The organism is Streptomyces sp. NPDC104313 (assembly GCF_055583985.1).
In genome coordinates this window covers 165,380-184,036 of sequence record NZ_JBVJMW010000006.1, presented here as the reverse complement: position 1 = coordinate 184,036, position 18,657 = coordinate 165,380, and the positions used below count along the sequence as shown (strand labels likewise).

Annotated in this window: 25 protein-coding genes; 16 read left to right on the top strand and 9 right to left on the bottom strand. The window is 68.4% G+C overall.

Features of this window, described 5'->3' with window-relative positions:
• Positions 1-207 precede the first annotated feature (207 nt).
• Entirely contained in the window at positions 208-462 is a 255-nt protein-coding gene (locus ACZ60Q_RS16490; RefSeq protein ID WP_469634282.1) for a Txe/YoeB family addiction module toxin, read from the bottom strand.
• Positions 459-740, bottom strand: coding sequence for a type II toxin-antitoxin system Phd/YefM family antitoxin (locus ACZ60Q_RS16485; RefSeq protein WP_469634280.1), 282 nt, complete (start codon positions 738-740; stop codon positions 459-461). Before ACZ60Q_RS16485 ends, ACZ60Q_RS16490 begins: the two co-directional genes overlap by 4 nt.
• A 366-nt stretch (positions 741-1,106) precedes the next feature.
• Between ACZ60Q_RS16485 and ACZ60Q_RS16480 the strand changes: the two genes are divergently transcribed.
• Positions 1,107-1,376: a type II toxin-antitoxin system Phd/YefM family antitoxin gene (locus ACZ60Q_RS16480; protein ID WP_469634277.1), complete on the top strand. Its 270-nt coding sequence runs from the start codon at positions 1,107-1,109 to the stop codon at positions 1,374-1,376.
• Positions 1,369-1,647 carry a type II toxin-antitoxin system RelE family toxin gene (locus ACZ60Q_RS16475; protein WP_469634274.1) on the top strand — a complete coding sequence of 93 codons (279 nt, stop codon included), beginning with the start codon at positions 1,369-1,371 and terminating at the stop codon, positions 1,645-1,647. The genes ACZ60Q_RS16480 and ACZ60Q_RS16475 overlap by 8 nt, the downstream gene beginning before the upstream one ends.
• Positions 1,648-2,097: 450 nt before the next feature.
• Here ACZ60Q_RS16475 and ACZ60Q_RS16470 read toward each other — a convergent pair whose 3' ends face one another.
• On the bottom strand, positions 2,098-2,307 hold the full coding sequence (locus ACZ60Q_RS16470; protein ID WP_469634271.1) for a hypothetical protein: 210 nt from the start codon (positions 2,305-2,307) through the stop codon (positions 2,098-2,100).
• A 106-nt stretch (positions 2,308-2,413) separates the two neighbouring features.
• Here ACZ60Q_RS16470 and ACZ60Q_RS16465 point away from each other — a divergent pair, with 106 nt between their 5' ends.
• The 8 genes from ACZ60Q_RS16465 (at position 2,414) to dapF (ending at position 6,918) form a co-directional block, all read left to right on the top strand.
• A complete protein-coding gene (locus ACZ60Q_RS16465) occupies positions 2,414-2,698 on the top strand; it encodes a hypothetical protein (protein ID WP_469634268.1) in 285 nt (94 codons plus the stop codon).
• Between the two features lie 78 nt (positions 2,699-2,776).
• Complete coding sequence (locus tag ACZ60Q_RS16460) at positions 2,777-3,139, top strand: hypothetical protein (protein WP_469634265.1); 363 nt, start codon at positions 2,777-2,779, stop codon at positions 3,137-3,139.
• A 116-nt stretch (positions 3,140-3,255) separates the two neighbouring features.
• Entirely contained in the window at positions 3,256-3,519 is a 264-nt protein-coding gene (locus ACZ60Q_RS16455) for a hypothetical protein (RefSeq protein ID WP_469634262.1), read from the top strand.
• Entirely contained in the window at positions 3,497-4,006 is a 510-nt protein-coding gene (locus tag ACZ60Q_RS16450) for a DUF6879 family protein (protein WP_469634259.1), read from the top strand. Before ACZ60Q_RS16455 ends, ACZ60Q_RS16450 begins: the two co-directional genes overlap by 23 nt.
• A 24-nt stretch (positions 4,007-4,030) precedes the next feature.
• The gene (locus ACZ60Q_RS16445; protein ID WP_469634256.1) at positions 4,031-4,873 is read left to right on the top strand and encodes a helix-turn-helix domain-containing protein; all 843 of its coding nucleotides are present in this window, start codon (positions 4,031-4,033) and stop codon (positions 4,871-4,873) included.
• A gap of 98 nt (positions 4,874-4,971) precedes the next feature.
• Complete coding sequence (locus tag ACZ60Q_RS16440; RefSeq protein ID WP_469634254.1) at positions 4,972-5,343, top strand: hypothetical protein; 372 nt, start codon at positions 4,972-4,974, stop codon at positions 5,341-5,343.
• On the top strand, positions 5,340-5,882 hold the full coding sequence (locus tag ACZ60Q_RS16435) for an NUDIX domain-containing protein (RefSeq protein ID WP_469634251.1): 543 nt from the start codon (positions 5,340-5,342) through the stop codon (positions 5,880-5,882). Before ACZ60Q_RS16440 ends, ACZ60Q_RS16435 begins: the two co-directional genes overlap by 4 nt.
• Before the next feature lie 235 nt (positions 5,883-6,117).
• Positions 6,118-6,918 (top strand): diaminopimelate epimerase, encoded by an 801-nt coding sequence (gene dapF, locus ACZ60Q_RS16430; RefSeq protein ID WP_469634248.1) that lies wholly within the window; start codon positions 6,118-6,120, stop codon positions 6,916-6,918.
• 374 nt (positions 6,919-7,292) lie between these two features.
• Here dapF and ychF read toward each other — a convergent pair whose 3' ends face one another.
• Positions 7,293-8,381 (bottom strand): redox-regulated ATPase YchF, encoded by a 1,089-nt coding sequence (ychF, locus tag ACZ60Q_RS16425; protein ID WP_469634245.1) that lies wholly within the window; start codon positions 8,379-8,381, stop codon positions 7,293-7,295.
• A 471-nt stretch (positions 8,382-8,852) separates the two neighbouring features.
• Between ychF and ACZ60Q_RS16420 the strand changes: the two genes are divergently transcribed.
• On the top strand, positions 8,853-9,416 hold the full coding sequence (locus ACZ60Q_RS16420; RefSeq protein WP_469634977.1) for a DUF6542 domain-containing protein: 564 nt from the start codon (positions 8,853-8,855) through the stop codon (positions 9,414-9,416).
• A 63-nt stretch (positions 9,417-9,479) separates the two neighbouring features.
• On the opposite strand, the gene ppgK is transcribed toward ACZ60Q_RS16420, so the two are convergent.
• Together ppgK and ACZ60Q_RS16410 are read right to left on the bottom strand one after the other, a co-directional pair.
• The gene (ppgK, locus tag ACZ60Q_RS16415) at positions 9,480-10,232 is read right to left on the bottom strand and encodes a polyphosphate--glucose phosphotransferase (protein ID WP_469634242.1); all 753 of its coding nucleotides are present in this window, start codon (positions 10,230-10,232) and stop codon (positions 9,480-9,482) included.
• 38 nt (positions 10,233-10,270) lie between these two features.
• Complete coding sequence (locus ACZ60Q_RS16410; protein ID WP_469634240.1) at positions 10,271-11,260, bottom strand: 4-hydroxy-3-methylbut-2-enyl diphosphate reductase; 990 nt, start codon at positions 11,258-11,260, stop codon at positions 10,271-10,273.
• Between the two features lie 93 nt (positions 11,261-11,353).
• Here ACZ60Q_RS16410 and ACZ60Q_RS16405 point away from each other — a divergent pair, with 93 nt between their 5' ends.
• The 4 genes from ACZ60Q_RS16405 (at position 11,354) to ACZ60Q_RS16390 (ending at position 15,285) form a co-directional block, all read left to right on the top strand.
• Positions 11,354-12,799 carry an APC family permease gene (locus ACZ60Q_RS16405; protein ID WP_469634237.1) on the top strand — a complete coding sequence of 482 codons (1,446 nt, stop codon included), beginning with the start codon at positions 11,354-11,356 and terminating at the stop codon, positions 12,797-12,799.
• Between the two features lie 78 nt (positions 12,800-12,877).
• Positions 12,878-14,089, top strand: coding sequence for an exodeoxyribonuclease VII large subunit (gene xseA, locus ACZ60Q_RS16400; RefSeq protein WP_469634234.1), 1,212 nt, complete (start codon positions 12,878-12,880; stop codon positions 14,087-14,089).
• Positions 14,090-14,227: 138 nt separating this feature from the next.
• The gene (locus ACZ60Q_RS16395; RefSeq protein ID WP_469634231.1) at positions 14,228-14,473 is read left to right on the top strand and encodes an exodeoxyribonuclease VII small subunit; all 246 of its coding nucleotides are present in this window, start codon (positions 14,228-14,230) and stop codon (positions 14,471-14,473) included.
• Between the two features lie 221 nt (positions 14,474-14,694).
• The gene (locus ACZ60Q_RS16390) at positions 14,695-15,285 is read left to right on the top strand and encodes a malonic semialdehyde reductase (protein WP_469634228.1); all 591 of its coding nucleotides are present in this window, start codon (positions 14,695-14,697) and stop codon (positions 15,283-15,285) included.
• A 119-nt stretch (positions 15,286-15,404) separates the two neighbouring features.
• Here the strand turns inward: ACZ60Q_RS16390 and ACZ60Q_RS16385 are convergent, their stop codons facing one another.
• The gene (locus tag ACZ60Q_RS16385) at positions 15,405-15,953 is read right to left on the bottom strand and encodes a DUF4245 domain-containing protein (protein WP_469634226.1); all 549 of its coding nucleotides are present in this window, start codon (positions 15,951-15,953) and stop codon (positions 15,405-15,407) included.
• Between the two features lie 158 nt (positions 15,954-16,111).
• Between ACZ60Q_RS16385 and glpX the strand changes: the two genes are divergently transcribed.
• Positions 16,112-17,143, top strand: a complete 1,032-nt coding sequence (glpX, locus tag ACZ60Q_RS16380) for a class II fructose-bisphosphatase (protein WP_469634224.1) — start codon at positions 16,112-16,114, stop codon at positions 17,141-17,143.
• 142 nt (positions 17,144-17,285) lie between these two features.
• Here the strand turns inward: glpX and ACZ60Q_RS16375 are convergent, their stop codons facing one another.
• Together ACZ60Q_RS16375 and ACZ60Q_RS16370 are read right to left on the bottom strand one after the other, a co-directional pair.
• Positions 17,286-17,660 (bottom strand): WhiB family transcriptional regulator, encoded by a 375-nt coding sequence (locus ACZ60Q_RS16375; protein WP_469634220.1) that lies wholly within the window; start codon positions 17,658-17,660, stop codon positions 17,286-17,288.
• A 165-nt stretch (positions 17,661-17,825) separates the two neighbouring features.
• Positions 17,826-18,515: a DUF1707 SHOCT-like domain-containing protein gene (locus tag ACZ60Q_RS16370; protein ID WP_469634218.1), complete on the bottom strand. Its 690-nt coding sequence runs from the start codon at positions 18,513-18,515 to the stop codon at positions 17,826-17,828.
• Between the last annotated feature and the right edge of the window lie 142 nt (positions 18,516-18,657).

The window sequence follows — 18,657 nt, the reverse complement described above, 5'->3', positions numbered from 1 at the left end:
CGGCCGGACACACGCCGTCGATGAACCGGCTCGGGCAGCTCCACGAGGAGCAGTGAGGAGCAGTGAGGCACTGCACCGCAGCGGTGCACCTGGCCACGCACGACGAGGACACGGCTACACGTCGAAGCGGGACGTCGAGCGCAGAGCCATGAACTGCAAAAACGCTGTTCTCAAGGGTTCATCCCAGCATCATCCCAGCACGGGCGGTCAGTAGTGGTACCGAGCCGCGAGGATGACGACCTCTTTGTCTGTCACCAGGTAGACGAGGCGGTGCTCGTCGTCGATCCGCCGCGACCACGCGCCAGGCAGGTGGTACTTCAAAGGTTCGGGCTTGCCGATACCCGAGAACGGGTCACGCCTGACGTCCTCGATGAGCTTGTTGATTCGGGCGAGCATCTTACGGTCGTTCTTGAGCCAGGACGTGTAGTCCTCCCAGCCCTGGTCCTCGAAGACAAGCCTCACCCGGCACCCGCACCCGCGTCCGCCGAGTCCGGATCGATCAGCTCCCGCTCCGACACGTTGATGTTCGCCAGGGCGTTCCCGTACGCCTTGAGAAGCCGGCGAGCGTTCGCCGGAGAGCGCAGCAGGTACGAGCCCTCGCGCAGCGCCGCGTAGTCCTCGGCCGAGACAAGCACGGCGTTGCCGTGCTTCGAGACGATCTCGATGGCCTCGTGGTTCTCGTTGACCTTCTTGATCAACGGGAAGAGCTCCCTGCGGGCTTCACTCGCCGTTATCGACATGACCTGACCCCTTCCCTCAAGTGGTACCTAATAACGTACCACTCCGCGTGCCATTCGGAAGGAAAGGCTATTGACGGCCAGCCAGCTGTCTCGACACCAACCCGGCGCGGGAAAGAGCCAAGGGCCCACCTCCGAGGAGGCGGACCCTTCCGACCTGCACGTTTACCAGGGCCCAACGTGGCGCTCATTCACATAATCAGACGTTGAAGCGGAACGTTCAACGCAGAGCTCCGACCTGCGTAAACACGGTTCCGGAAGCAGTTATCCAGCACCTATCCAGCACGGTGCGAGTTCATCCAGCACATCCAGCACCACGCGACCCAGGCACGGATGTGTACACATGGAACACACGGTACGCTTGAGCGTATGACGCAGCCGCTGCCCATAGAGTCCATCCGCGATGTGCGCGCACACCTGGCCGAGGTCGTGGAGCGCGCGGATCGCGACGACGTGCCCACCGTGATCACGCGCCGAGGCAGGGAAGTCGCCGCCGTCGTCTCCATCGAGGTGCTGCGCAGATACCAGGAGTGGGAAGAGCGCGAGATCAACCGGATCATCGATGAACGCATGGCTAATCCGGCTCCCGGCATCCCGATCGAGGACATCATGAGGGAGACGCTGGCACGCAGTGAATGAGCACAGCGCGAGTGAGTACCGGACCGCGTTCCGACCCGAGGCGCAGGCGGAACTCCGGAAGATCCCTCGCGACAAGGCACTGCGCATCCTGGCCAAACTGACCGAGCTGGAGAGCGATCCCCTCGGCTTCAGCACCACCGCGCTCGTGTCGCAGCCGGAGCGCCGTCGACTCCGAGTCGGCGACTATCGCGTCGTCTATACGATCGACAACGGGGAGCTCCTCGTGTGGGTTGTACACGTCGGGCATCGCTCCACCGTCTACGACACCTGACGCCGACCGATCCGGCGTCAGAATATCCAACACCCATCCAGCACGGTGACGACGAAGAGGCCGACTCCGGGAGAAGTCGACCTCTTCCGACCCGCACGCTCGACGAAACCGCCTAACATGCAGTAACGAATAAACTACACATTGAACCTGAACGTTGACTCCAACGCTCCCACCTGCGGTGGCGTGGTTGCGAGGGGGTCAAGTCAGCACGGGAAAACAAGGTCAGCACCTACGCGGCTTCCTCGTAGCCGGCCACCTCCACCACGAGTACGTGGACACGGATGGCCCGCGTACCTTCCTTCAACCTCCGGCCATGGAGAGCGAGTCGACGTGGTGGCGGCACGCGAAGGGCACCACCGGGGCACCGGGCCTGATGGTCGCTGCGACGAAGGACGGCCAGACCCCCGTCAAGGAGGTGGTCCGATGAACCTGCAACTCGCCGACCTCGAATCAGCCGAAGCCCCCGTGGCGGTCGACTGGTCCGCCCTCGCCGAGCCGCACGTCGAGAGCGTCGCCCAGGCCGTCGCGCGTGCCTTCGCCCGCGACTACGGACTCACGCTGGAATACGACGACGCGTTCCGGGAGGCGGTCATCGTGGCCGCCGAGCGGTCCGGCGACGTGCGGCGCGTCCTCGCGCAGGGGGGCGCCGGCCTGCTGCACCGGTGGATGTCTCAGCGGCTGAGGGACAGGGGACTGACGGACGCCAAGCACCGCTCCGGACACGTCTTCTACGAGCCGCCCGGAGCGCGGCCGAGCGGAGCGGCCGGTGACGTACGACCGGCGACTGGTCGAACACCTGCTTCCGGCGGTGTGGGAGGCGGAAGCGGCGTACGGAATCCGCAACCCGATAGCGCCGGATGCCGACATGCCGAAGGGCACGGTCGACAAGAAGGCCGCGGGAACGCTGTTCGCCCACCTTGCCGACATCCGGCGGGGCTGGGTGACGGCGTCCCTGCCCCTCGGCGAGCGCCGCGCCCTCATCCTTCGCTACGGGGCGGACGTCGGGCGCGCTCGAAGGAGTCACCGGGCGGGCCGTGCGCTACCGCTGTGAACGCGGCATCGGCAAGATCGCCGCGCACCTGAATGGGACCGAGTACGTAGACGGTTACGACGAGTTGGAGGGTGCCGCTTGAGCGAGGCAATGCCGGAAGAAGCGATCGGGTATTGGGACGAGACGACCAGGACGTACTACGAGCGGCAGGAGGACGGGACGGTCCTGTGCCGCCCGTATAGCGAGGCGGAGAATGCTCAGGCCGACGCCAGGGCGAACGGGGCCATCCCCGTCGAGGATCCCAAAGAGAGCACCCTGCTTCTCTCCGCCGACAACGCCTCGAACGCAGCCTTCTCGGCCCTGGCCAAGGTCAACGACGACGAGCTGAGAGCACAGGTCAACGCCCTGACAGCGCAGTCGAGCCGACAGGCAGACGTGCTCGCCGCCATGGTCCGCTTCCTGCTGGGGCGCTTCGAGTCCAGGGCCACCGAGGTTCGTTGACAACCCGACTCCGCTTGAGGCGTTCTGGCAAGTTCTGGCAAGTTTCTCGACGCAGCATCAACGCCTCGGGCAGGATCGGGCACGCAGGGCGACACCGACCTCATGAGGAGGGCATTATGGCGCTGCGTATGCTCGGTAAGGACCCGAACAGCCCTGACGGCAACAGCCCGACCGTGTACCTGGACGAGGAGACGGACCATTACCTGGTCCAGGGCTTCAACGTCGATGACGAGGAGCGGCTCAGGCAGATGAGCATCCCCGCCCACGAGGGGGTCGTCGAGATCCCGCGCTACATGGTTCAGTTCTTCCTTGAGCAGGACAGGAAGGGCGCGGACACCGACCCGGAGGTGGAGAAGGATGGCAGCGGCCCCGACGTTTAGGGAGCTGTTCCGCGACTGCCAGAGGAGCGCTGTCCACCTGGAGACGCGAGACGCCTACTCCAAGACGGACTCGGCTTTCGTCGACTGGAAGGCCGGCGAGCCCATCGACCCCGCTCAGCGGTGGGGTGCCTGGCACGAAATCGTCAGCGAAGCCGTAACACGCGGCGTCGAGATCCGTCGAGCGCGCGTCATTTCGACCCCCGTAAGCGAATACATTCGTTTCGAGTGCGACGTGACGGACGGTTTGAATATCGCAGCGGGCGAGGATGTGCGCTGGCTCTCACGGCGAAGCGCCACCGCAATTGCCCTTCCGGGCAACGACTTCTGGTTGTTCGACTCCAGCCTTGTGTACGTCAATCATTTCGACGGAGAAGGCGAACCCACCGAACCGGAACTCACCGAGGACCCGGAAGTAGCAAAGCTCTGCGAGTCTGCCTTCGAAGCCGTCTGGAAGAAGGCCACGCCTCACGCAGAGTTCACACACTGAAACACATAGGACTGTCACCGAGAAATGGAATCGGCTTCTTCGAGCGTCCAGGAAGCACGTAAAGCGCTCGGGCGCCGCTTGGGAGAGATCCGGAAAGCAGCCGGGCTGACAAAACGTGCCCTGGCGCAGAACATCGGGTGGCATGAGTCGAAGGCTTCGCGCTTCGAGAGCGGCACACGTGCGCCCTCGGAGCGCGATCTTCGCGATTGGTGCCGTACGTGCGAGGCGGACGACCAAGCCGAGGATCTGGTCTCGACAGCCCAGGGCATCGAGGGCATGTACGTCGAGTGGCACGCCATGGAACGCGAAGGTCTCACGTGGGCCCAGCGGTCCGTCTTGCCGCTCTGGGAGCGTACTCAGCGGTTCCGCTTCTATTCGCCTTCTCTGATCCCTGGGCCGGTGCAAACCGCCTCCTATATCAAGGCGTTGCTGACTTCGATTCGTGACCGCCGCGGCCTCGCCGATGACATTGACTCGGCGGTCAAAGTCCGCGTCGAGAAGCAGAAGATCGTCTACGGCAATCATCAGTTCTCCATCCTGCTGGAGGAGAACGCCCTCTATCACCACGTCGGCGGATCGGCAGTCCTGGCCGGACAGCTCGGCTACCTGCTCACGGTGATGGCTCTGCCCACGGTGAGTATTGGGATCATCCCCCGAGACGTCGAGCGGCCATTCATGCCCGTCGAGGGCTTTTTCATTTTTGATGATCACACCGTGAAGGTTGAACTGGTCTCCGCACACCTGACTGTCGTGCAGAAGCACGAGGTGGCCATGTATATCGAGACCTTCACTGACCTCGCCAACCTTGCCGTTCACGGCCATGGCGCGCGTGACTTGATCACTAAAGCCATCAATTCACTCGACTGAGTCCGGCAAGTCCGGGCACACTCCTGGAGTTATTCTCATCACCCTCCCTACGGTTAGGCACACGGTTCCAAGACGTGCCAGGGAGGGACGTGATAGCGGTGGCAAGTTACGGCAAGGCGCTTGGGGTGGCCGACAGTACAGCGGTTGATCCCACCATCGACGTTGAGGGCATTTCGGCGCGGACCGATCTCGTCCTCGGGATGCGGATGGGTAGCACCACTCGCAAGGACATGGACGCGTCCCTGCCCATCATCGTCAGTCACTTGAGCAGCCTGCTGGACCTGGGACAGGACAAGGACCGCGACGTACGGGCGCTGTTCCGGGAGGGCCTCAACCTGATTGAGCACGGGACACGGCCCACCAATGAGACGTCGGCCTTCGGCGTCCTTACCTACCTCCGCGACACGGCTTTCCTCGCACGGCGCTCGCTGTGGATCTACACCGAGCGGGAGGGGCTGAGCGCGCCGTGAGCGTCGAAGTCGGCTACATCGCCCGGGAGTTGTCGCACTATCTCAATGAGCACCCCGCCGAGAAAATGGCGCTGATGCCCTTGTACGACGCGGCTCGCGATCACGCGCAGCGTCGCGTGTGCAATCACCAGGGCCGCTGCCCCGTCATAACGACGGGCGCCGTTGTGGTGGATGAGAGTGGGCGCGTCCTGAGCCTTCGGCACGGCGGTGGCTTCGCTCTCGCCGAGGCTGAGCCCGAGGATCAGGACGAGACGCTCAGCGATGCGGCCCTTCGGCTTCTCGCGGAGGAGGTTGGCGTCCGCGACGTGTGGACCGAGCCCGGCTTGGAGGGCCCTTTCCTGGTCGACACGACCCCACCCAGCCAGCATCGGTACGGGCCGCGCCTTCGGGTCGGCTTCCGCTATCTCTTCCGGGCCCACTCCGGTGCCGTCCTTCCGTCGTTGATCGAGACTGGTGCAGCCGCATGGATGCCGCCAGCGGAGATCGGAATCAACTCCGTCCGCAAGCGACTCCGCAACCATCCTGCGGATGCCTCATGAGTCGCGCTTGGCAGCAACTGACCTACATTGCCTGCGTCGTGGCCCTGGGCGCCGCCATCGTGCTCGGTGTCTGGAGGAGCTGAGTATACGAGCGCAAGGTGACGACTCCGCCTTCAATACCCCCGCCGCCCCTCGGCACGGTCCCAGCCACCTTCCGGCCCGTCGAACACCCCTGATCCAGCCCCCTGTCTGGGCTTCCACCTGAGCTGTCACGCCTCACACGAGGAGCTTTGCCATGCGCTTCCGCAAGATCCACGGAGCTGGGAACGACTTCGTTCTGCTCTCCGCCACCGAGCCCGGCAGCGAGAAGGACTGGCCGCAGGAGGCCGAACGCCTCTGCGCCAGAAGGACCGGGGTCGGCGCCGATGGGCTGGTCATCAGCAGCCTGATCACCGACACCCCTGCCGTCCTGGAAGTCGACTGCTTCAACGCGGACGGCTCCACCGCCACCATGTGCGGCAACGCTTTACGGTGCACGGCTTGGGCCGCACACCACGACCACGGGTTCGGCGAGATGACGCTCCGCATGGCCGGGGTGGAACACCAAGCGGTCGTCGCCGGCGACTCCGTGTGGGTCACGGCCGAAGTCGGCGCCATCCATCCACGCCGCGTGAACACCATCATCAACGGCAAGCCCACATGGTTCGACAGCGCGCACACCGGTACGGAACATGTCGTCGCCATCGTGGACGACGTTGACGCGATCGACACGCAACTCGTCGGCCGCCTTGTCCGCCACCACGCCGACCTTGCCCCGCTGGGGACGAACGTCAACTTCGTCCAGTCGGCCGGCAACCAGGCCCTCAAGATCCGCACCTACGAGCGCGGCGTCGAAGCGGAAACGCTGTCGTGCGGCAGCGGTGCCGTGGCGGCGGTCGTCATCGCCGCCATGCGGGGCCTCGTCTCCTCTCGGCCTGTCACCGTCCACAACCGCGCCGGGCAGCCGCTCACCGTCCGGCCTCACGATGACCGACCGCGCCGAACTCAGTGGGTCGGCGGCCCAGTAACCCACACCTTCGAAGGGGTACTCGCATGACCATCTTCCTCAACCCTGCCACGGACCCGACGACCCAGAAGGCCATCCACGACCTTCGCGCCTGGGGACACAGCCGCCAGGGTCTCTTCGTCGCCCTCGTCTACGGCCCGGTCTCCGCCGAGGATCGGCTGTACCACTCGAAGTGCCCCGTGGAGCAGCGCTCCGTGACCGCCCTGTCCGAAGCTTTGGAGGCCACCGAGGGGCGCTCGAAGTCAGCACCATGTCAGCACCGGACGGACGTAGAGGGATGTCCGGAGGTGCTCCCAGGTCAGCACCAAGTCAGCACGGGAAAAACCAGGGGCCCACCCCGAGAGAGGTGGACCCCTTCTGACCTGCATGTTTGCCAGATCAGTGCCGCCGTGCCATGTCACCCGCTACACGTTGAAGCGGAACTCCACCACGTCCCCGTCCTGCATGACGTAGTCCTTGCCCTCCATACGGGCCTTGCCCTTGGCGCGGGCCTCGGCGACCGAGCCGGTCTCCACCAGGTCACCGAAGGAGATGATCTCCGCCTTGATGAAGCCCTTCTGGAAGTCGGTGTGGATCACACCGGCCGCCTCCGGGGCCGTGGCGCCCTTCTTGATGGTCCACGCGCGGGCCTCCTTCGGGCCTGCCGTGAGGTAGGTCTGGAGGCCCAGGGTCTCGAAGCCGACGCGGCCGAGGGTGGCGAGGCCGGGCTCTTCCTGGCCCATGGACTGGAGCAGTTCGAGGGCCTCGTCGTCGTCGAGCTCGATCAGCTCGGACTCGATCTTGGCGTTCAGGAAGATCGCCTCGGCGGGGGCGACCAGGGCGCGCTGCTCGTTCTTGAAGTCCTCGTCGACCAGCTCGTCCTCGTCGACGTTGAAGACGTACAGGAACGGCTTGACGGTGAGCAGGTGCAGCTCGTGGAGGAGCCGGCCCTTCTCGGTGGCCGCCGTGATGCCCGCGGCGAACAGCGTCTGGCCGGACTCCAGGATCTTCAGGGCCTCCTCGACCGCGGCGAGGACCGCGACCTTCTCCTTCTGGAGGCGGGATTCCTTCGTCAGGCGCGGGACGGCCTTCTCGACGGACTGGAGGTCGGCGAGGATCAGCTCGGTGTTGATCGTCTCGATGTCGTCCTTCGGCGAGACCTTGCCGTCGACGTGGACGACGTTCTCGTCCTTGAAGGCCCGGATGACCTGGCAGATCGCGTCGGACTCACGGATGTTCGCGAGGAACTTGTTGCCCAGGCCCTCACCCTCCGAAGCGCCCCGGACGATGCCGGCGATGTCGACGAAGTCGACCGTGGCCGGCAGGAGCTTCTGGGAGTTGAAGATCTCCGCGAGCTTGTTCAGGCGCGGGTCCGGGACGCCGACCACGCCGACGTTCGGCTCGATCGTGGCGAACGGGTAGTTGGCCGCCAGCACGTCGTTCTTGGTCAGGGCGTTGAACAGGGTCGACTTGCCGACATTCGGCAGACCGACGATTCCGATCGTGAGCGACACTTTGGCGACTTCCTGGAGTGAGGAGGGGGTCAGGGGCGTCCGGGTCCGGCTCGGCTGTCGGGCCGGGTCAGCCGAGTCCCGGAGTAGGACCGATTCTCCAGTTTACGGGGCTGCCCCGCGGGCCCGGACAGTGCGGTTTCACGGGCCCCTCCCCTTGGTCGGGACCGCGCTGCCGCCCGGCCCCTCCCGTCGGTCCGAACAGTGCGGTACCTCGGGCCCCTCCCCGGTTCGAACCGTGCGGATGGCCCGGGCCCCTCCCGCCGGTCCGAACAGTGCGCCTTTCGGCCGTGTGACATCGAACGCAACGCCAAGGTCGGCCAAAGCGCGTGTCCAACGCCTGATTCCCCGCCCCCCGCGACCTACGTTGTGCAGGTGGAGCAGCACAGGACACGTCCCCCGCAGCGCAGGCAGCCCCCGCAGACCGCGCCCGCCCCGCCCGCGCCGGGTGGTCGCGCCGGTGAGAGTTCCGCCGTGTACCGGGTACGGGTGCGCAGCGTGCCGCCCGTGGTTCTCGCGTTGCGGCGGTTGCCCAACCCCCGGCTCACCGGGATCGGGGCCGGGCTGTTCGCCGCCCTCACCATGTTCGTGCTCGCCTGCGTCGACCGGCTGCTGTTCGACAGCTCGGAGATCGTCTACGGGCTGCTCTTCCTGCCCGTCAGCGCTCTGACCGCCCTCTGGGTCCGGCCCGCCGACCTGGTCACGGCGCCGATCAGCGTGCCGATCGCCTTCGCCGTCGGGGTCTTTCCGGTCTCCGGGGGGTCCGAGGGCTTCGGCGGGCAGGTCATGGGCCTCGTCACCGCCCTCGCCGTGAACGCCGGCTGGCTGTACGGCGGGACGCTGATCGCGGGCCTCATCGCCTCCGTACGCAAGGTGCGCCAGATGCGGGCCCGGCGGCGGTATGTACTGGCTCAGGGGGGCCAGGGGCGCGGCGCCGCCCCCGAACGGGCGCCCCGGGCCGCCGCCGCGGCCGCGAAGCCCGTGCGGGCCGGGGCGGGCGGGGCGGGCTCGGTGGCCCGTCGTTCTCAGCGGCCCTGAGCGGCTCTCAGTCCGTCGCCGGTGTCACTGCGGTGCCGGTGCCTGTGATGCCGTCCGTCCCGTTCAGCCCTTCTCGTGTGCCCGGCCCGCCGCCGCCATCGCCGCTCCCACGATGCCCGCGTTGTTCTGAAGCTGGGCAGGGACCATCTCGGCCCGGACCTTCTCGATCAGCGGCAGGAACTTCTCCGCCTTGCGGCTCACGCCGCCGCCGATGATGAACAGCTCGGGCGAGAACAGCATCTCCACGTGCAGCAGGTATTTCTGGACCCGGTGCGCCCAGTGCTGCCAGCTGAGGTCCTCGTCCTCCTTGGCCTTCGTGGAGGCGTGCCTCTCCGCGTCGTGGCCGTGCAGTTCCAGGTGGCCCAACTCGGTGTTGGGGACGAGCCGGCCGTCGGTGAAGACCGCGCTGCCGATGCCCGTGCCGAAGGTCAGCATGATGACCGTGCCCGCGCGGCCCTTGCCCGCGCCGAAGGTCATCTCGGCGACCCCGGCCGCGTCCGCGTCGTTCAGGATGGTGACGGGCTGACCGATCCGCTCGCCCAGGAGCGTGCGGGCGTCCGTGTCGATCCAGCCCTTGTCGACATTGGCCGCGGTGCGCGTGATGCCGTCCGTGACGACCCCGGGGAAGGTGATGCCGACGGGGCCCGTCCAGTGGAAATGACCTACGACCTCGGCCACGCCGTCGGCCACGCCGTCGGGCGTGGCCGGGTGCGGTGTCAGCACTTTGTGGCGCTCCCGCGCCAGGTCTCCGCGGTCCAGATCCACGGGAGCGCCCTTGATCCCGGATCCGCCGATGTCCACGCCGAAGATCTCCATGGAACCCACGGTACGGGCAGGCCGGGCCCCTTGCGCGGCTACTCGGCGGAAAGGGCGGCGGCTTCGGCGCGCAGGTCGCGCCGCAGCTCCTTGGGGAGGGAGAACGTGATCGACTCGTCGGCCGTCTTCACCGTCTCCACGTCCGCGTAACCGCGCTCCTGGAGCCATTCCAGGACACCGTCGACGAGGACGTCGGGGACGGAGGCACCGGAGGTCAGGCCGACCGTGGTCACGCCGTTCAGCCAGGCCTCGTCGATCTCGTCGGCGAAGTCGACGAGGTGGGCGGCGGGAGCTCCGGCGTCCAGGGCGACCTCGACCATACGGATGGAGTTCGAGGAGTTCTTGGAGCCGACCACGATGACCAGTTCGGCGTCCTCGGCGAGCTTCTTCACCGCGATCTGGCGGTTCTGCGTGGCGTAGCAGATGTCGTCGCTGGGCGGCGAGAGGAGGTTGGGGAACTTCGCCTTGATGGCGTCGACCGTTTCCATCGTCTCGTCGACGGACAGGGTGGTCTGGGAGAGCCAGACGACCTTCGACTCGTCGCGGACCTTGACGTTCGCGACGTCCTCGGGGCCGTCGACCAGCGTGATGTGGTCGGGGGCCTCGCCGGAGGTGCCGATGACCTCCTCATGCCCCTCATGGCCGATCAGGAGGATGTCGTAGTCCTCCTTGGCGTACCGGACGGCTTCCTTGTGGACCTTGGTGACCAGCGGGCAGGTCGCGTCGATGGTGGCGAGCTTGCGCTCGGCGGCCTCCGCGTGGACGGTGGGCGCGACTCCGTGCGCGGAGAACATCACGATGGAGCCCTCGGGCACCTCCGCGGTGACGTCCACGAAGATCGCACCCTTCTTCTCCAGGGTCTGCACGACGTACTTGTTGTGCACGATTTCGTGGCGGACGTAGATCGGGGCCCCGTACTGCTCCAGGGCCTTCTCGACGGCGATCACGGCACGGTCCACGCCCGCGCAGTAGCCACGGGGTGCGGCGAGCAGGACACGGCGGGCAGGAGTTGCAGTCATGCGTCCCATCGTAAGGCCGTGGCGAACAGGCGCGAGGACGGCCGGGTCGGGAGACTGGTCGCGGTGCGTTCGTGACCAATGACGGATGGTGATGGAGGGGCGATGGCGTCGGTGCCGGAGAGCGGTTCGGGCAGCGGTACGGGGAGTGGTTCGGGCAGTAGTAAGGAGAGCGGTACGGGACCGGACCGGCTGCGGCGGACACTGGGATTCCGGGACCTGGTCGTCTACGGGCTCCTCTTCATCGCCCCGATGGCCCCCGTCGGGGTGTTCGGCGCCCTGGACGCGAAGTCCGGCGGCGCGGTCGCGCTCGTCTATGTGGTGGCCACCGTGGTGATGGGGTTCACCGCCTTCAGTTACGCCCAGATGGTGCGGGTCGCCCCCTTCGCCGGTTCGGTCTTCACGTATGCCCGCAAGGGGCTCGGGGAAGGGCTGGGCTTCATCGCCGGGTGGATGGCCATGCTCGACTACCTGCTGATCCCGGCCGTCGCCTACCTCTTCTCCGGGATCGCGATGAACGCGCTGGTCCCGGAGGTCTCGCAGTGGGTGTGGACCGCGATCGCGGTCCTCGTGACCACCCTGCTCAACCTGTGGGGCGTACGGGCGGCCGCCCGGGTCGGCTTCGCGGTGCTGGCCATGGAGATCGTGGTGCTGCTGGTCTTCGTGGTCTCGGCCGTGGTCGTCCTCGTACGGGACGGGGCGCAGCGCGGCTGGCTGACGCCGCTGACGGGGGACTCCGGGTTCTCCATGACGGCGGTGCTGGGGGCCGTATCGATCGCCGTGCTCTCCTATCTGGGCTTCGACGCCATCGCCTCGTTCGCCGAGGAGGTGACGGGCGGCTCGCAGAAGGTGGCGCGGGCGGTGCTGTTCTGTCTGGTGCTGGCCGGTGTCCTGTTCGTGGCGCAGTCGTATCTCGCGGCGCTGCTGGAGCCGGTGAGCTCGGCGGAGCTGGCGGCGGACCCGGCGGCGCAGGGGTCGGCGTTCTACGACGCGGTGGATGCCTCGGTGGGGACGTGGCTGCACGATCTGGTGGCGGTCAGCAAGGCGATCGGCGCCGCGTTCGCCGCGCTGGCGGGGCAGGCCGCCGCCGGGCGGCTCGTCTTCGCGATGGCCCGGGAGCGGCGGCTGCCGCCGTTCCTCGCGAAGGTCGACGCGTCGTCGGGCGTGCCGCGGGTGGCGATCCTGTGCTCGGCGATCGTGACGCTGGTGGCCGCCGTGTGGGCGGCCCGGCGCGACGACGGCCTGGACCATCTGGTCTCCGTGGTGGACATCGGCGCGCTGACGGCGTTCATCCTGCTGCACGCGTCGGTGGTCGGCTGGTTCGCCGTACGCCGGATGGAGGGGCCCCCGGTGTGGTGGCGGCACCTGCTCGTTCCGGTGATCGGTGCGGGGGTGCTGGTCGCGGTCATCGTGGAGGCGACGACGACCTCCCAGGTGGTGGGGGTCTGCTGGCTCGGGGTGGGGCTCGTGGTGCTGGCCGTGCAGGGGACGGGCCGTCGGGGTGGCATCGGGGGCCCGGGTGGCGGGGCGCGGGAGACCCGGGTTCCCTGAGGACTTCGCGCGGTGCGCGGCGGCGGTCCTCCGCGCGGGGCGGGGGCCCTGTCGGTGGCTGCCGCTACCCTCGCCCGTATGGCTCTCAACACGTCCGTGGAAGCGCCGCTGCCCGTCGGTGAGGTGTCCCGGCTCATCGGCGGTTGGATCGACCGGCTCGGCGCCATCTGGGTGGAGGGGCAGATCACCCAGCTGTCGCGGCGCCCGGGCGCCGGGGTCGTCTTCCTGACGTTGCGCGACCCGTCCCACGACATCTCGGTGAGTGTGACCTGTTTCCGGCAGGTCTTCGACCGGATCGCCGATGTGGTGACGGAGGGCGCGCGCGTCGTCGTGCTGGCCAAGCCCGAGTGGTACGCGCCCCGGGGGCAGCTGTCGCTGCGGGCGACGGACATACGGCCGGTCGGCATCGGGGAGCTGCTCGTGCGGCTTGAGCAGTTGAAGAAGTCGCTCGCCGCCGAGGGGCTCTTCGCCCCGGACCGCAAGAAGCCGCTGCCGTTCCTGCCGCAGCTGGTCGGGCTGGTCTGCGGGCGCGCTTCCGCCGCCGAGCGCGATGTGCTGGAGAACGCCCGTCGCCGCTGGCCCGCCGTGCGCTTCGAGGTCCGCAACACCGCCGTGCAGGGGGTGAACGCGGTCGCCCAGGTGGTGCAGGCGGTCGAGGAGCTGGACGCGCTGGAGGAGGTCGACGTGATCGTGGTGGCGCGGGGCGGCGGCAGCGTCGAGGATCTGCTGCCGTTCTCCGACGAGCAGCTGATCCGGACCGTGGCCGCCTGTCGTACGCCGGTGGTCTCCGCGATCGGCCACGAGCCCGACGCACCGCTGCTGGATCTGGTCGCCGATCTGCGTGCCTCCACGCCCACGGACGCGGCCAAGAAGGTCGTCCCCGACGTGGGCGAGGAGCTGGAGCGGGTGCGGCAGTTGCGGGACCGGGCGCTGCGGAGCGCCCGGGGGCTGCTGGACCGCGAGGAGCGGGGGCTCGCGCACGCGTTGGGCCGCCCCTCCATGGAGCGGCCCCAGCGTCTGGTGGACGAGCGCGAGGCCGAGGTGGGCGCGCTTCTCGGGCGCAGTCGGCGGGTGCTGGGCCATCTGCTGGACCGGGCCGATTCGGAGTTGTCGCACACGCTCGCCCGGGTCGTCTCACTGTCGCCGGCCGCGACCCTGGAGCGGGGCTACGCGGTGCTCCAGCGGCCCGACGGGCATGTGGTCCGCTCCCCCGACGAGGCCGGGGCGCCCGGTGAACCGCTGCGTGCGCGGGTGTCGGAGGGCGAGTTCACGGTGCGGGTGGACGGGTGAGACCGGGGAGCGGGACGGGCCCGGCAGCCGCGCCCACCGGAACCGGGGAACGGGGCGGCCGGGTCGCAGGGCGGCAGCGCCCACATGGTCGTAACAGCTCACGCATGGTCGTAACAGCTCACGCTTAGGGTGGATCACATGACGGACGATGACGGGACGACGGTGGCTGCCGCCACGAGCACGCTCGGGTACGAGCAGGCGCGGGACGAGCTGATCGAGGTCGTACGCCGACTGGAGGCGGGCGGCTCGACGCTGGAGGAGTCGCTGGCCCTGTGGGAGCGGGGCGAGGAGCTGGCGAAGGTCTGCCGGCGCTGGCTGGAGGGCGCCCGCGCCAGGCTGGACGCGGCCCTGGCCGGCCCGCGGGAGGACGACGGCCAGGGGTGAGCGAGCGCCCACGGGTGGCCTGCGGTGATCCTGCGGCGGGCGGCGGGCGGCAGGATCACCCCGGAGGCGGCCTTCGGTGTTCGCGGGCCCGGGGATCTTCACCCAAGACAGATGCACTGTGCAATGGATCACTCCCAGACAATTTTAGTTGAAAGTTAACCTATCTCTGGCATACGTTCGGGTCTTCTCCCCACCGCGTACGTTCGGAAGGCTTGCACCAGATGTCCCTCGTTCTCGACCCCGCCGCCCAGGACCTCCTCTTCCGTGAGGCCCGTACCGCCAACACCTTCACCGACGAGCCGGTGACCGACGAGCAGGTCCAGGCGATCTACGACCTGGTCAAGTTCGGACCGACCGCCTTCAACCAGTCGCCGCTGCGGGTCGTCCTGGTCCGCTCCACCGAGGGACGCGAGCGCCTGGTGCGGCACATGGCCGAGGGCAACCGCCCGAAGACCTCCACGGCCCCGCTGGTCGCGATCCTGGCCGCCGATAACGAGTTCCACCAGGAGCTCCCGGCACTGCTCCCGCACTTCCCGCAGGCCAAGGACATGTTCTTCTCGGAGCGCCCGGCCCGCGAGTCGGCCGCCGGCCTCAACGCCGCGCTGCAGGCCGCCTACTTCATCATCGGCGTCCGCGCCGCCGGCCTGGCCGCCGGCCCGATGACCGGCTACGACGCCGCGGGCATCCAGAAGGAGTTCCTGGACGACGACCACACCCCGCTGATGGTCGTCAACATCGGCAGGCCGGGCGAGGACGCCTGGTTCACGCGCAGCCCGCGCCTCTCCTTCGACGAGGTCGTCACGACCGTCTGAGTCCCCGGCACTTCGGAGCCCTTGGCGGCCGAGCCCGGCCGCCCTACGGGAAGGGGCCCCGGAACACCTGCTGGTGTTCCGGGGCCCCTTCCCGTAAGCGGTTCGGAGCGGGCCGCGCGTCAGACAGCCGGCGCGGCGGGCGGCGTCGTCTTCAGTGCGGCGGCCATCTCGATCAGGCTCTCCTTCGGCGCCGAGCCGGTCACCACCGTGGTGTGGCCTTTCCCGGGCAGGACGAGGGCGTTGTACTTCGCACCTTCCCAGTACTGCCACTCCCGGCCGGCCACCGTCTCGGTGCGCCCGGTGTCCTTGGCCTTCCGGCTGACCTCGGGGACGTACGTACCCGCCGCGGCGGTGGACTGCTCGACCGCAACGTACCTGCGGTCCGCGTCGAGGAAGCCCAGGTGCCAGGCGTCGCTCGCGACGCCGTCATAGCTGACGGAGGTCGCCTTCCACTCCTTCGGCAGACCCTCGGGCGCGGCCACCGGGTAGGGGGCGGCGGTCCGCACCGTCGCCAGCTCCACGGTGAAGTCGACGGCCTTGAGCGGATCGGCGTGCTCGTCCTTCGGAATGAAGAGGTAGATGACGCCCGCGCAGGCGGCGATCACCAAGGTCGACAGGAGCATGTCCCGGACTGTCTGCTTGCCTCGCTTGCTTGCCACGGGATCCATGGTGGCACGCGACCCGACACGCCCGGCCGCAGGGTACCGTTCACGGCCGCGGCGCCGGGGGCGCTCATGCGTGACCCGGCCTGCTCATTTTATCGACCTACCGATAGAGTCGCAGCACCCTCATATCCGGTCGTCGCCGTACAGAAAGGTGCGCTCCGATGTCCGAGCATCATCTGCCGTCCCAACTGGAGGTCTCCCCGGAGGCCCCCGACCGCAACCTGGCCCTGGAGTTGGTCCGGGTCACCGAGGCCGCCGCCATGGCCGCCGGGCGCTGGGTGGGCCGCGGCGACAAGATCGGCGCCGACGGCGCCGCCGTGAAGGCCATGCGGACCCTCGTCTCGACCGTCTCGATGAACGGCGTCGTCGTGATCGGCGAGGGCGAGAAGGACGAAGCCCCCATGCTGTTCAACGGCGAACGGGTCGGCGACGGCACCGGTGCCGAGGTCGACATCGCGGTCGACCCGATCGACGGCACCACGCTCAACGCCAAGGGCATGCCGAACGCCATCGCCGTGCTGGCGGCGGCCGACCGCGGCGCGATGTTCGACCCGTCGGCGGTCTTCTACATGGACAAGTTGGTGACGGGGCCCGAGGCGGCGGACTTCGTCGACATCAACGCGCCCGTGTCGGTCAACATCCGGCGTGTGGCCCGGGCGAAGAACTCCATGCCCGAGGACGTCACCGTCGTCATCCTCGACCGGCCCCGGCACGAGGGCATCGTCAAGGAGATCCGGGAGACCGGCGCGCGGATCAAGTTCATCTCCGACGGCGACGTCGCGGGCTCGATCATGGCGGCCCGCGAGGGCACCGGCGTCGACCTGCTGATGGGCATCGGCGGGACGCCCGAGGGCATCATCTCGGCGTGCGCCATAAAGTGCCTCGGCGGCGTCATCCAAGGCAAGCTCTGGCCCAAGGACGAGGCGGAGCGGCAGCGGGCGCTGGACGCCGGCCACGATCTGGACCGGGTGCTGTCGACCGACGACCTGGTCAGCGGTGACAACGTGTTCTTCGTGGCGACGGGGATCACCGACGGTGAGCTGATGCGCGGTGTGCGGTACCGCGCGGAGGAGGCGAGCACCGAGTCGATCGTGATGCGTTCCAAGTCCGGCACGATCCGGACGATCTCCTCGACCCACCGGCTGTCGAAGCTGCGCGCCTACAGCGCCATCGACTTCGACCGCGCGAAGTAGCCGACGAACGGCGATGAGGAGGGGGTGCGGGGAGCGGGCCATCGCTCCCCGCACCCCCTCCCCCCGTACGCGCGGGCCCCGTACACCGTAGATCCGGTACACACGGGCCCCGTACACACGGGCCCCGTACACACGGGCGGGTTCAGCCCGCCGCGGCTATGTGCTCGGCCGTCGTCGCGGCGGCCGCGAGCTCGATGTCCCGCCGTCTCCGCCGGGCCAGCGCCACCCGGCGCTCCGCGGCGGTGAGCCCGCCCCACACCCCGTACGGCTCGGGCTGCATCAGCGCGTGCTCCTGGCACTCCACCATGACCGGACACCGGGCGCAGACCCGCTTGGCGGCCTCCTCGCGGGCCAGCCGGGCAGCGGTCGGCTCCTTCGACGGGGCGAAGAACAGGCCGGCCTCGTCGCGGCGGCAGGCCGCCTCGGAATGCCAGGGGCCCGCGTCGTCCTCCCGGGCGGGGGTCCGCTGGGCCGGAACGGCGGCGACCTGCAGAGGCTGATGCGGCGGTTGCAGCACGGTCTACTCCTGACGACGGCTACGGCTTCGCGAGCGAGAGTCGATGCAGCACTCCCTACCCGCTGTGCGTACGCCTATGCACTGAGTGGCACCAGCACGCGGCGCACCACAATGCGCCCCCGCGGCTTTCTGGCCGATTACCGGAGGTCGCCCGCCGCGCCGTATTCAGTAGCCGAGATGTTTACGCAGCCGCTCCTGGAGGTCCGCGACGAACTTACCCCGCTTCCGCCTGGCTTCCACGCTTCCGAACACGGAATAGCCGTTGACCACGACGACCGGTGCTTCCGGGTCCGCCGATTCGAGCGTCCGCACTTCGAAGGTGCCGAAGACACCCGTGCCGTTGCCGCGCAGGGAAATGTTCTCCGGCACCCGGACGTCGACGCTGCCGAAGATGGACGTCGCGTTGATAACGGTGAGGCGTTGGCCGAAAAGCGCTTCGGTCAGATCGATCTCCACACTGCCGAAGAGCGCGAAGGCGTTCGTCCGGCCGCCGACCCGCCAACGGCCCTTACGGGTGGCGCTGCTGAAGACCGCGACGAGATTGTCCGCGGGACCGAGGGCCTCGGGGCCGTAGGCGTACGGCTGGGAGTCCGGGCGGGCCGTGGAGCCGGAGGACGAGGGCAGATCCCGGACCAGCGGCTGGAGTTCACCGACGGTCTTGGCCCGGTAGACCAGGTCGATCCGCTCCGCGTGCTCGTCCGCCGTCAGCCGGCCCTCGGCCATCGCCTCCCGCAGGATGTCCGCGATCCGGTCGCGGTCGGCGTCGGAGGCGCGGATGTCATCGCCGACCAGGGGGGCGGCGGGCGGCGGGGCGGCCGGTGCGAGGGGCTGCTGGGGCTGCTTCTCTAGGTCCACCGCCCCAGCGTACCCAAACGCGATAGATCGCGACTACCCCTCGAACCGGCGCGCCCCGGCCCCGCGCGCCGCCCTTCGGGGGCGGCGTCCAGGTGAGCCTTACCTCACAGGATCCTCCCGGGGGCGGCGCTCTACCCTGGTG

What these genes read in the sequence shown, in the direction of transcription:
- ACZ60Q_RS16410 (WP_469634240.1), bottom strand. Translation starts at nt 11,260, where the DNA reads ATGGGACGCATGACTGCAACTCCTGCCCGCCGTGTCCTGCTCGCCGCA.
- ACZ60Q_RS16445 (WP_469634256.1), top strand. Translation starts at nt 4,031, where the DNA reads ATGGAATCGGCTTCTTCGAGCGTCCAGGAAGCACGTAAAGCGCTCGGG.
- ACZ60Q_RS16395 (WP_469634231.1), top strand. Translation starts at nt 14,228, where the DNA reads ATGACGGACGATGACGGGACGACGGTGGCTGCCGCCACGAGCACGCTC.
- ACZ60Q_RS16485 (WP_469634280.1), bottom strand. Translation starts at nt 740, where the DNA reads ATGTCGATAACGGCGAGTGAAGCCCGCAGGGAGCTCTTCCCGTTGATC.
- ACZ60Q_RS16385 (WP_469634226.1), bottom strand. Translation starts at nt 15,953, where the DNA reads ATGGATCCCGTGGCAAGCAAGCGAGGCAAGCAGACAGTCCGGGACATG.
- ACZ60Q_RS16450 (WP_469634259.1), top strand. Translation starts at nt 3,497, where the DNA reads ATGGCAGCGGCCCCGACGTTTAGGGAGCTGTTCCGCGACTGCCAGAGG.
- ACZ60Q_RS16455 (WP_469634262.1), top strand. Translation starts at nt 3,256, where the DNA reads ATGGCGCTGCGTATGCTCGGTAAGGACCCGAACAGCCCTGACGGCAAC.
- xseA (WP_469634234.1), top strand. Translation starts at nt 12,878, where the DNA reads ATGGCTCTCAACACGTCCGTGGAAGCGCCGCTGCCCGTCGGTGAGGTG.
- ppgK (WP_469634242.1), bottom strand. Translation starts at nt 10,232, where the DNA reads ATGGAGATCTTCGGCGTGGACATCGGCGGATCCGGGATCAAGGGCGCT.
- ACZ60Q_RS16390 (WP_469634228.1), top strand. Translation starts at nt 14,695, where the DNA reads ATGTCCCTCGTTCTCGACCCCGCCGCCCAGGACCTCCTCTTCCGTGAG.
- ACZ60Q_RS16480 (WP_469634277.1), top strand. Translation starts at nt 1,107, where the DNA reads ATGACGCAGCCGCTGCCCATAGAGTCCATCCGCGATGTGCGCGCACAC.
- dapF (WP_469634248.1), top strand. Translation starts at nt 6,118, where the DNA reads ATGCGCTTCCGCAAGATCCACGGAGCTGGGAACGACTTCGTTCTGCTC.
- glpX (WP_469634224.1), top strand. Translation starts at nt 16,112, where the DNA reads ATGTCCGAGCATCATCTGCCGTCCCAACTGGAGGTCTCCCCGGAGGCC.
- ACZ60Q_RS16405 (WP_469634237.1), top strand. Translation starts at nt 11,354, where the DNA reads ATGGCGTCGGTGCCGGAGAGCGGTTCGGGCAGCGGTACGGGGAGTGGT.